General features: G+C 48.8%; 11 protein-coding genes. All 11 read right to left on the bottom strand.

Annotated features, from left to right (window positions below; all coding sequences use genetic code 11):
- Position 1: 1 nt before the first annotated feature.
- The 11 genes from H8S80_RS09395 to sdaAB all read right to left on the bottom strand — a co-directional run bounded on the left by H8S80_RS09395 (position 2) and on the right by sdaAB (position 11,876).
- The gene (locus H8S80_RS09395; RefSeq protein ID WP_117630640.1) at positions 2-1,342 is read right to left on the bottom strand and encodes an ABC transporter ATP-binding protein; all 1,341 of its coding nucleotides are present in this window, start codon (positions 1,340-1,342) and stop codon (positions 2-4) included.
- Between the two features lie 27 nt (positions 1,343-1,369).
- Positions 1,370-2,179, bottom strand: coding sequence for an ABC transporter permease (locus H8S80_RS09390; RefSeq protein WP_002604795.1), 810 nt, complete (start codon positions 2,177-2,179; stop codon positions 1,370-1,372).
- Between the two features lie 17 nt (positions 2,180-2,196).
- Positions 2,197-2,751 (bottom strand): dTDP-4-dehydrorhamnose 3,5-epimerase, encoded by a 555-nt coding sequence (gene rfbC, locus H8S80_RS09385; RefSeq protein WP_002604796.1) that lies wholly within the window; start codon positions 2,749-2,751, stop codon positions 2,197-2,199.
- A 1,361-nt stretch (positions 2,752-4,112) separates the two neighbouring features.
- Positions 4,113-5,078, bottom strand: a complete 966-nt coding sequence (locus H8S80_RS09380; protein ID WP_117630639.1) for a glycosyltransferase family 2 protein — start codon at positions 5,076-5,078, stop codon at positions 4,113-4,115.
- A gap of 146 nt (positions 5,079-5,224) precedes the next feature.
- Positions 5,225-6,877: a DUF2142 domain-containing protein gene (locus H8S80_RS09375; RefSeq protein ID WP_117630638.1), complete on the bottom strand. Its 1,653-nt coding sequence runs from the start codon at positions 6,875-6,877 to the stop codon at positions 5,225-5,227.
- A complete protein-coding gene (locus tag H8S80_RS09370; protein WP_055653401.1) occupies positions 6,858-7,295 on the bottom strand; it encodes a DUF2304 domain-containing protein in 438 nt (145 codons plus the stop codon). The genes H8S80_RS09375 and H8S80_RS09370 overlap by 20 nt, the downstream gene beginning before the upstream one ends.
- Before the next feature lie 24 nt (positions 7,296-7,319).
- Positions 7,320-8,009 carry a glycosyltransferase family 2 protein gene (locus tag H8S80_RS09365; protein ID WP_055653400.1) on the bottom strand — a complete coding sequence of 230 codons (690 nt, stop codon included), beginning with the start codon at positions 8,007-8,009 and terminating at the stop codon, positions 7,320-7,322.
- Between the two features lie 2 nt (positions 8,010-8,011).
- The gene (locus H8S80_RS09360; protein ID WP_117630637.1) at positions 8,012-9,316 is read right to left on the bottom strand and encodes a lipopolysaccharide biosynthesis protein; all 1,305 of its coding nucleotides are present in this window, start codon (positions 9,314-9,316) and stop codon (positions 8,012-8,014) included.
- Positions 9,313-10,209 carry a LicD family protein gene (locus tag H8S80_RS09355; RefSeq protein WP_117630636.1) on the bottom strand — a complete coding sequence of 299 codons (897 nt, stop codon included), beginning with the start codon at positions 10,207-10,209 and terminating at the stop codon, positions 9,313-9,315. Before H8S80_RS09355 ends, H8S80_RS09360 begins: the two co-directional genes overlap by 4 nt.
- 73 nt (positions 10,210-10,282) lie before the next feature.
- Positions 10,283-11,152 (bottom strand): L-serine ammonia-lyase, iron-sulfur-dependent, subunit alpha, encoded by an 870-nt coding sequence (sdaAA, locus tag H8S80_RS09350; RefSeq protein ID WP_181987877.1) that lies wholly within the window; start codon positions 11,150-11,152, stop codon positions 10,283-10,285.
- Positions 11,153-11,207: 55 nt separating this feature from the next.
- Positions 11,208-11,876 (bottom strand): L-serine ammonia-lyase, iron-sulfur-dependent subunit beta, encoded by a 669-nt coding sequence (sdaAB, locus tag H8S80_RS09345; RefSeq protein WP_002604807.1) that lies wholly within the window; start codon positions 11,874-11,876, stop codon positions 11,208-11,210.

Raw genomic sequence — 11,876 nt, 5'->3', positions numbered from 1 at the left:
ATCATTTTCCTCCTCCCCGTTTCAGGGCCACCTTCACTTCCGATTCCATATCGTAGACGCCCACTGTGTTCTTATTGGAAATTACCGTTATATTTGCAATATCATACAGGCGGTGATATACCACGTGCTCCCCATTTTCAAATCCGGTACAGCTCATGGAAAGCAGATATTCGCCTCCCTGAAGCGACATCTTCTGACTGAATTCCACCTCGTATTCGTCGCCACTCTTCACCGGCTTCACATCCGCCGATTCATACATGGTATTGGTTCCCGTCAAATCGGCTCCCCGTTTATCCTTGATCGTATACGTAAAAATCGGAGTATCCAGACTGGTATTAAAATGGATCCGCTCTTTAATCGTAAACATCTCGCCCTTTAAAAGCAGGTTCGTCAAATTGCCCCGCTCGTCAAAAAGGCCGAAATCCACGATCTCCGCCCGTCCGTCGCCATACTCCGTCTTTGCGGGATTGATCGTCAGTTTGTCCTTCATGAGGCCGCTGTGGGCTTCCGCCTTCCGCCTCTGTCCGGCGGCGCTGTCTCCCGAGAAATCACTCATCTCCTCCGAATTCAGTTCCACCAGCTCGTCTTCCAGCTGATCCATCTGATTTGCCAGAATCTTCTTATATAAATCAACCATCTTCCCCGGTTCTCCCTGGGCGATAAATGCACCTTTGTTCAGCACCACGACGCGGTCGCAGTACTTAATAATGGCGCCCATATCGTGGGTAACCATCAGAATGGTGGTGCCGTTCTTCCTGATCTCTTCCATACGCCGGTAGCACTTGGCCTGAAAGAAGACGTCGCCTACCGACAGCGCCTCGTCGACGATCAGAATCTCCGGCTCCACATTAATCGCAAGCGCAAAAGCCAGCCGCACAAACATACCGCTGGAATACGTCTTAACGGGCTGATAGACGAAATCTCCGATATCGGCAAACTCCAGAATATCCTGAAGCTTCGCCTCCATCTCCTTTCTGGAAAAGCCCATCATGGTGCCGTTCATAAAGATATTTTCAATGCCGGTGTAATCCATGTTGAATCCGGCTCCCAGCTCCAGTAAGGCGGAAATCACTCCGTCCACCTCCACCTCGCCGGTCGTCGGGGTCAGAACCCCGGTAATAATCTTTAAGATGGTGGACTTACCAGAACCATTTGTTCCGATGATTCCCACCGTCTCGCCTTTATTTACATCAAAGGAAATTCCGTTTAACGCGTAGAAATCTCTGTGATAATTTTTATGGGTAATGCTCATCGCCTCTTTTAAACGGTCGATGGGCTTTTCGTATAGCCGGTAAATCTTTGTAACATCCTTTACCGAAATCGCACTATTTTTTAATTTCACGAATCTTAGTCCTCCATTTCGGGCCTCTTACAGTACATCGGAAAAATGCGGCCGCAGCTTTTTAAATACCTTCAGTCCGATCAGCATCAAAATGATGGTCACCGCCCAGAAGTAGATTCCCAGTGTCGGCCGCATCCAGAATCCGTCCCCGGTCAGCATGCTGTCGCGGTAACCGGCCACGATGTAGTAGAATGGATTAATTTTTAACAGTGGTGTGAGCCACGCAGGCGCATTGGGCAGTATCTCCGGCGCCCACATAATGGGTACCATCCACATCCCAAACTGCAGCATAATTCCTATAATCTGCGCCATGTCTTTGAAAAACACATTGATAGCGCTGGTGAAATACGTCACAGCCAGCGAGAGCATGGAACATGCAAACGTATAATAAATAATCTGTAACCAGCTGAACCTGGGCGGTATGCGGTATGCCAGGAAGACAACAATCATGATAATGGCGAAAATTCCATGTACCATCATACAGGACAGCATCTTGATGACTGGCAGTATCTCCACACGGAATACCACCTTCTTGACCAAATAGCTGTACTCCTGCAAACAATTAGTTCCCGAGTTTAACACCTCGCTGAAGTAAAACCATGGCATAATGCCTGGAATCAACCACAGCACGTAAGGGTAGTCCACTGGCGGCACACTCTTGAATCCCAGCTGGAATACGCAAAAATAGACGATCACAGTCGCAAGCGGCTGCAAAAACATCCACACGATACCGAAATAGGAACCTACAAACCGCTTCTTAAAGTCCGCCTTTGCCAGGTCCAGAATCAATTTTCTCTTGTGTACAATCTCTTTACATAAGGAAACCAGATAATCCATGGTCCGCTCCTCTCCGGTTAAAATTTAAATGTATCCCGAATACCGCTCCACTTCTGGTCCTTATCGGAAATGATCAGTTCCATACCTTCCTCGATCGGCCAGTCGATGCCGATCTCCGGATCGCTCCAGAGAATTCCGCCCTCGTCGCCCGGATGGTAGAAATCCGTACATTTGTAAGCAAATTCCGCCTCATCGGACAGAACCAGGAAGCCGTGGGCAAAGCCCTCCGGGATATAAAACTGCTTTTTATTCTCTGCAGTCAGTTCAACGCCAAACCATTTCCCGTACGTCTCGGAATCAGAACGAAGATCCACCGCCACGTCAAAGACGCTTCCTCGCACTGCACGCACCAGCTTTCCCTGTGGAAACTGCTTCTGGAAATGAAGGCCGCGAAGCACACCCTTCACAGACATGGACTGGTTGTCCTGCACAAATACCATGTTAAGTCCTGCTTCCTTAAAATCATTCTGGTTATAAGTCTCCATAAAATATCCCCTGGAATCCGGAAATACAGACGGTTCAATCACATAAAGCCCTTTAATATCACACGGTGTTACTTTTATCTTTCCCATATTTTCATGCTCCTTTACATCACTTTGTCATTTCTTGTCTTGTAGCATTCTATCACAACTCAGCTTAAATTTCCACTAGATGGAGGATTTTACCTTAGAATTCGTGCATCTTCCCATCTTGACAGATGATATTTACTCTGCTACAATGTAAACACAAAAAGGGGCTGCCATAGCAAACGGCTCACCTTGGTTAACAGTTACTATCAAAAAGCAACCACGGCTTTGGAGAGAGGCGGTTGCTTTTTGATATTAGTCTTTCTTGTCTTCTTTGTCAGTATGTCTGATACTCACGACTGTTACTACAATACTGAACACAGTCACGATGATACCGACAATCCCAACAACAATCCCTAACATCATCTGTCCTTTCGTTCTTATTTTTTTCCACTTTATATTTTAGAATCCTTGACACAATCATTCTACTCTGCTACAATGTAATTACAAAAAGGTGCTGCCATAGCAAACGGTTCACCTTGGTTAATAGTTACTATCAAAAAAGCAACTACTACTTTGGGAAGTGGAGCGGTTGCTTTTTTGATGTCAATTTATTCTGTCTTTTTTGTCATCATGTCTGATACTCACCACTGTTACTACAATACTGATCACAGTCACGATGATACCGACAATCCCGACAACAATACCTAACATCATCTGTCCCTTTCGTTCTTATTTTCCACATATGTATCACCTCCGGAAATACGGGAAGCTCTCAAAATGTACTCATTTTGGCGAAAGGTGAACCGCTTACCGTTTTGGCAGCACCCTTCTTTTATGTTATCACATTCTTAAATTTTCTACAACTTATAAATGTAAAATATATTTTATTACTTTTTAGTCATATTAATATTTTTTGCTTATATTAGGCTGTCTGTACTATATTCTTCGCAATATACCTGCTAAATTTAATTTTTTATTTTAGAATCCTTGACACAATCATTCTACTCTGCTACAATGTAATTACGAAAAAGGTGCTGCCATAGCAAACGGTTCACCTTGATTAATAGTTACTATCAAAAAAGCAACTACTACTTTGGGAAGTCGAGCGGTTGCTTTTTTGATGTCAATTTATTCTGTCTTTTTTGTCATCATGTCGGATACTCACGACTGTTACTACAATACTGATTACAGTCACGATGATACCGACAATCCCGACAACAATACCCAACATCATCTGTCCCTTTCGTTCTTATTTTCCACATATGTATCACCTCCGAAAATACGGGAAGTTCTCAAAATGTACTCATTTCGGCGAAAGGTGAACCGCTTACCGTTTTGGCAGCACCCAACTTTATATTAACATATATAGCAATGTTTTACAACAACAAATAGTATTATATACTCTTTATTTACTTACTTCCTTATTATCCCGATACTTTCCCCCAATATTCCCGATTCATCGTTATTTTCATAATCACCCACCTCGGAAGCTTCCTATACCGTTTCCCCATCAGATATCCCAGATACTTAAATCCGCTTTTTACAATCACTCCGGGGATCAGCCATGGCTTTTTCTGTTCTACGAGCCATTTACACGTCTTCTTCACCAAACGGATTCCCTCGCTCTCTGAGCGGATCCCGTCAAATACTTCCGGGTGGTCTGTCTGGGAAACTGCAAGATCAAAATTGCGTTTTAGCTGAGCGCTGCACCCATAATTATGAGAATGAATCACCCTGGCCTCTGCAACATAGGCAATCGCCTGCCCCCGATAGAGAACTGCATTTCCTGCGTAAATCATATCCTCATTAAAGATCGTCTGGTTCGTGAATCCGCCTGCCTCAAGAAAAAGCTTTCTGTTATAGGCACAGCAGACATTGGAAGCAAAAAATGTCTTAATTCCCAGTTCCTCTAAATCGCCTTTCGTCTTCACATAGCTTTCCGCCGGATAGTTAAAGGACCTGGTATATTTTTCCGCCGGAGCGCAGTCACGGTTTGGCAGCTGTCTCGCATAGGCCGCCGCCACGTATTCTCCTGACGGCCCTTTCTGACTCAGTCCCTTTACCAACGCTCCGATTAACTCCCTGTCTGCGGGGATCGCATCGTCCGTCATAAATACCATGATATCGGCTTCCGAATATGAAGCTCCCTGGTTTCTCGTTCCGCCATGATCAAACTCATTTTTTGTCACGTGGTGTACTTCCAGATTTGGGACAGTCTCATAAATATCTTCTTTCCAGAAAGACTGTTCCGTATTCATAATAATAATGCGCCGGATCGGATAGTTTTGCTTTCCCAGCCGCTCTAAAAGCGTTTCAAATACCGCATCCGGTTTATATACCGGAATAATGACATCCACCGTTCGGTTTTTTTCAATCGTTTCTACTGCCATAGTCCAGCCTTTCTGTTATTTATTTCTGCTATCTATCATCTGTCTGCTATCTACCATCTGTTTGCTATCTATCATCTGTCTGCTATCTACCATCTGTCTGCTATCTATCATCTGTCTGCTATCTATCATCTGTCTGCTGTCTCCCATCATCTGATACACGTCACAGAGCAGATTCTCACAAGCGCATAGATGCTGACAAAACACTCCAGATAATATATCCCCTTCGAATAATCCCTCTTAATAGTCAGATTATCTCCATAAATCATCAGCAGAATCAGCGGAAGAATCGGCAGGAAATACCGCCCCTGGATTCCCGCGATATAGGTGAAGCCCTTTGGCGTCCAGCCCAGAAGCATGGAGGTCAGAACCAGACAGAAGCTCAGTAATGTAAGAACCGCGATCCACACCTTCTGACCGGGCTTAAACGGAGTGTGATCCCCGGCTCTCCTGACAGAGCTTACAATCAAGATTCCCCACAACAGGTACAGGCAAAAATACGGAACCGTCAGATTGGGATCCAGATTTCCCAGATACCCGCCCAGCATGGTGGCCTGATAGTAGTCTAACTGTGTCACCAGTGTCTCATAATAGATCAGGAACGCCTGGTACGGCTCCTTTAAAATATCCTGGATCGTATATCCGGCCGATCCGCCTTCCCAGCTGATTATATTTTCCGTATCCTGAATCCAGGCGGACAGTACCACATTGTTGATTAAGAAGATAGCCAGCGCCATCACTCCAATGACCGCAGCTACCGAGATCCAGTACCGTTTCTTCTCGCCGAATTTTGATGCAGGAATCAAAAGGCAGATCCCCGCCAACGGCAGATATACAATTTTGCACGGTTCTAAAAGGACAAGAAGAAGTCCAAGAATCACCGTATCACGGATTCCGATCTGTTTCTTCTCGTAGGCCAGATAAAAGCACCATGCGAAAAACAGGAGAGACAGGCCGATAAGCGACGTATCGTACGATAAGGAGGCCGCCAGATGGAGGGTCATGGGGAGAAGACTCACGGCCATGAACATTTCTTTCTTAAACGGCATAATGCGGACAGCCAGCCATGCCATACCGGCAAATGCCAGCAGGTTGAACAGACGCCCCATATAGATGAGCGGAATATATCCCAGATGCAGTACTCTTGCAAAGGAAATGCCCAGCGCCTGCGGTAAGTAGACCACCGGCGTCGTATTCACCGGCGCCTCGAAACGGACCGTCGTGCCGCTGCCTGCATCCTTCGTAAACAGTTCCCTAAGCATCAGCGCGTAGGAATCACGTCCCACGCTGGCATACGGTTCCTCCCGTCCGTCCTGCTCCCGCACCAGCACGTTGCCGCCCCGGGCAATGTATTCCTTCTCCTTATCCGACGCCGACGAAAGGAATGCCTCGTCCGCCACTGCCTGTTTCCCCATAATCTGGTTTGACAGCCGGTATGCGCTGACGAAATGGCGCGGTTCGTCCGGAGCCGAAAACGGCGGCAGAATCATCATGTAAAAGAGTCCCAGGCAGATGACCGTAGCCGGAAACAACCAGCCAGGTTTCTTTCCGTATATCCAGAGTATTCCGGCAAGAACTGCCAGAAACACGATCCCCAGCCGCAAAACCCAGATATAAAAAAGACGCACAGACTCGTATTCCGGAGAAGGAATGGCGTCAATCACATTGTGATACGGCTTTACGAAGACGATGAGAAGAAAAAGGATTGCGGCCGCCGCCATCCACAGACCGCTCTGTCCCGCAATCTTTTTTGCAGTTTGAAGATTTCTCTTCTTTCCGACTTTAACAGTATCTGCGTTCATCGCGCGTTTCTCCCTTCTTATCCGGATAGGTTTCCACGCCCTTTCTGTTCCCATCTTCTTTTCTGTCTCCATCTTCCTTTCTGTCTGCATCTTCTTTTCTGTCGAGCGCCATCTGCTGGATCAGCTCTGTCACCCTGCTTTCCAGCTGTGAGATCTTGAGCGACAGAAAGAACACCTTCACAAGCAGAATAAAGATCACAAACATGAAGATGAAATTAGAGGTAGAATACGTTCCGACGAAATCAGACAGAATGTCGGCTAATCCCGGGAATATGCTGAACACAACCATCATCAGGGCGAACATCACCCAGAATATGGAGTCTTCAATCTTTACCTTGGACTGACGGATCTTTCTCAGCACAAAAAATGTCAGCAGTATGGAAACTATTATCAGTACCCACCGAAGTATAACGGTCATCGTACATTCTCCCTTCTCTTATCCTCAGGCGCGTTTCCTGAAATTCTGCACCAGCAGGATGGAAAACATCATTTTCCCCATGTAACGAGCGGCGCTCACAGGCTTTAAGTAACTCTCTCCGAGGATTCTCTCATCCATCGTCACCTGAATCTCCGCCACCCGCGCGCCCTGCTTCAGCAGATAGGAAATCGTATCCGGCTCCGGGCCATAGTTTAAGCCTTCTGCAAACTCACGGATCATGCGCTCATTAAACATACGCATTCCAGAGGTCGGGTCCGCGACTGAAACTCCGGTTGTCAGCCGGATCGCCGCCGACAGCAGCCTGCTTCCCAGCATGCGCATGGAATTCGGCTTCTTCTCCGTGACGAAACGGGAACCGATCACAATATCGTATCCCTCATCCATTTTTTCCCGCATTGCCTCAATATATTCCGGTCTGTGCTGTCCGTCGCCGTCAAACTGGATCGCGTAGCGGTATCCTTTACGGTACGCATACTTGAGTCCTGTCTGAAATGCCCCGGCCAGCCCCAGATTTACAGGCAGATCGATCAGATGAAATCCGCAGCGCCGGCAGACAGCCGCCGTCTCATCCGCAGAGCCGTCATTGACGATCACGTAATCGAAGATGGGATATTCCTCCTGAAGCCCCGTCACGACACGCTCAATATTGAGCGCCTCGTTATACGCAGGTATGATCACCAGCACCTTGTCCATGGTCAACACCCTCCCTGTTGTTTCTTCGCTCTGTGAAATACATAGAATGCCTGACCCATGAAGCACATCATGAGCACCAGCATTTCCAGCATATAGGAAAATGCCCCTCCGTTGATTCCGCCGATCTTAACCAGAAGAAACGACAGAACCACGGACAGGAGGCACACAGGAACGTATCCAAAGAAGATCCTGCGCTGGCATTTCATAATAACAAGCACATAATAAAACAGATTCATAACCGCAAAGAACCCGCCTCCCAGAATAATATACAGAAGTCCGGACTTATATGGCGCCAGCTCCACATTGGAGATCGCCCCCAGCACCGGCACGCCGATCGCCCAGGCGCCGGCCAGTGCGATGACTGTCAGAACCAGTATAATGGCCACCAGCCTCTTTAAATCCCGGGTAAATTCGACGAACTTCTTTTCCTCCCACTGGTAGGACATCTTCGTTAAAAACGGCCGGATCACGAAGTTGGCCGCCAGATTGATGACAGAGGTCGGCATAAAGACAGCCACGAAAATGGCGGTGTCCATCGAGGTCATCTGTGCATCCACCGCATATTTCGCCATAGCAAAGATCAGGCCGTCGAGGAAGACCGACAGAAACAGAAGAAAGGATTCCCGGATCAGAGCCAGGGATTTTCCTGCCGCCCGCGAAAGGTTCACGCCGGGCACCAGCTTCATGGTGTTCCAGTCGAACAACAGAATCCCGGCCGCCTGGGCCAGTACTGCGATTACACAGGAAAATACCAGATCCTGTGTCGCATAAAGCGCGCCCAGAAACAGGATTACCGACAGAATCGTCCGGTATGCCATGGCTTTCCCGGTCAGATAGAGACGTCCTTCCCGCTGGAATTCCGATTCATAGACATCGGCAAAGCCATCCAGAACCTTATAAATTACCATCAGAAAAACCACCACCGTCTTCTGGCGTGAATATCCATCCGGTACGATAAACGAATTAACGAAAATATAGATTATACCGAATATAACGGCCGCCACACACGTATAAAGCCTGACACGCCGGTACTCTCCAAAGGTGTAGGCCTGATTTACATCGGTGCTCTGAAACGGACGCATACCAAAATAGGCCACCAGAAACATCTGCTGACCAAATGCGCTGAACGCAAATCCGAAGATACCGCCCTGCTCCGGGCCGATTAAATGATTGACCAGAGCAGTCAGAATCATGCTGGAGCCGGCATAAATCAGGCTCCCGATCATGTTCCAGGCAATATTCTGCCGTTCTACCTCGGCAGTTCCTGTACGGAGACTGCCAAACATCCTTTGTCTGAGCCATTTCATATCTTCTTCATTCCTCTGTCTGTGACCGTTTCTCCCGACAGTACCGCTCCGTCGCCCAGGTCGAGAATGTAGGGATAATGAGTCTTCCTCTTCTCCACCGGAGGCATCTGCATATAGTCCCCGTACATATAGGTGAGAATGTCATGCTCTGTTCTTGGAAATACCAGCTTGAAGCCCTCAAAATCCAGCTTCATGCCCGGCGAAAACGCCGCCTTTTCCACTATATTCCAGAATGGGTTCGTATCCGGATAAAAGGCCATGCGCTTCGTATCTTTCCCCTCATAGCGGCGGCAGATCTTCTCACAGCGGGCCGCCAGTCCCCGCTTCGAGATGCGGAGCCCCTTCAGCACGTTATGCACCGCAATACAGATGGCGGTGATCACCCTGGCCTTCCAGCCGGTCTGGGCCAGATACGGCCGGGGAATCGACCGCAGAATTAAAAGTTTACTGAAAAACCAGGCCTCCCATGCCTGAAGCTTCATGAGAAACCCGGAATCCGGTATATCGTCATATACATACATATCTAAAAATACTCCGAGAGGGCTGTCCACATCCCTCATGGGAGAATCCACGAATCTGGTGCCGCGGCGGCAGATCCTCGTCGTCATCAGCGGGTAGTTCTCACTGGTCCGCCAGTTCAGGACGTAATACTTATCACCGAGTTCTTCTTCCACCAGCTTTAAAAGGCACTCAAAATCCTTCCTTGGCATGGCAACGTCAATGTCGTCATCCCACGGAATAAACCCCTTATGCCGAATCGCTCCAATCGCCGTTCCCGCCATGCCGAAGCAGAGAAGCCCGTGGCTGTCACAGAGATCCATGACATCCTTCAGTATCTCCAATTCCATCCGCTGTACACGGGAAAGGATCTCCGGTTCATAAAAACCTGCCATCCGTCTGCCTCCAATTTCTAACAATGTTCCGTTTTATTCTACAATATTGGGGCGGAAAAGTAAAGCCTCTCAATTAACTGGATAAATGGCACAACTGACAGGCCGATGGAGTCGAGGCACAGCCTCCCAAAGCGGTCTCACGGAGTTCAGAGGGAAGCTTTTTGCCCACAGAGTACATGGTGGCCAGCATCTCATCGAAGGGGATCAGCTGCCTGATTCCGCTTAAGGAAATCTCTGCGGCGATCAGGGCATTGGCCACACCGGAAGCGTTGCGGTTCTGGCAGGGATATTCTACAAGGCCGCCTACGGGGTCGCAGACGAGGCCAAGCATGTTCATGAGAACCGTGGAGGCGGCGTAGAGGCACTGCTCCGGGGTTCCCTCCATCAGCTCAACCGCAGCTGACGCGGCCATGGCGGAGGCGATTCCGACCTCGGCCTGACAGCCCCCTACGGCTCCCGCCACCGTGGCGTTGCGCATGGCCAGGTAGCCGACTGCTCCAGCGTTGTAAAGGGCGTCAATAAGCCGCTCGTCAGTGAGGCCGTACTCTTCCTGAAGGGCCAGCAGAAGTCCTGGGACGATGCCGGAGGAGCCGGCCGTGGGAGCCGCTACGATCAGTCCCATGGAGGAATTTACCTCCAGGACAGCCATGGCGTGGGTGATCGCCCGGCTCATGACTGTGCCGCACACGGCTTGTCCATGTTCCCGGCGTACGGCCAGCTTCCGGGCCTCTCCGCCGATCAGGCCGCCCATGGATTTCCCTGGCTTTTCAATCGGCTCTGTGGCGGATGAGCGCATGATCTCCAGGACACGCCTCATACGGCCATCCGCCTCCTCAGATGTCGTCTCTCCCTGGTCACATTCTCTCTCCCGCATAATCGTTGATATCGGACAATGATTTTCACTGCATAAATCCAGAAGCTCTCTGGCATTTTTAAAATCCATCATTTTTCTTCTCCTCACCTGTGCCGCCTGCTTCAGATACACGGCGGCGCCATTCCTATGACTGTACGATCATCACATCATGAACGTGGCTGTTTTCTCTTAAGGTCTCAGTTATATTTTCGGGCAGGCGGTTGTCAGACTCCACAATAGTGTAGGCCGTATGTCCCTTCGCCTCTCGGAATATTCTCATAAAGGCAATATTGACGCTGCAGTCGCTCAATACTTTTGTGATATGGGCGGCGACACCCGGCTTGTCCTGATGGACGACGATGACGGCGCTGTACTCGCCGGAGAAATCCACCTTCACCTGGTTGATGCGCACGATCCGCACCTTTCCGCCTCCCAGAGACTCCCCGCGCACGGTCATGACCTGGCCAGCCTCATTCTCCATGCGGATATCCACGGTGTTTGGGTAAATATCGGTTTCCGTATCATTTACAATGAATTGAAACTCAAGCCCCCGCTCGTCAGCGATACGGAATGATTCCCGGATCCTGGTATCATCCGTGGAAAATCCCATAATTCCGCCTAAGAGAGCCCGGTCCGTACCGTGGCCTTTGTAGGTTTTGGCAAATGACCCGTAAAGGGTAAATTCTACCTTCTTAAGCGGCCCATTGATCATCTTCTGGGCGAGATAGGCAATGACAGCGGTTCCCGCCGTGTGTGAACTGGATGGGCCGATCATATTAGGCCCCAATACATCAAAAACACTGATAAACGACAT

The organism is Hungatella sp. L36, assembly GCF_014288035.1.
The sequence above is the reverse complement of the archived record's forward strand: the minus strand, read 5'-3'. Positions and strand labels throughout refer to the sequence as shown.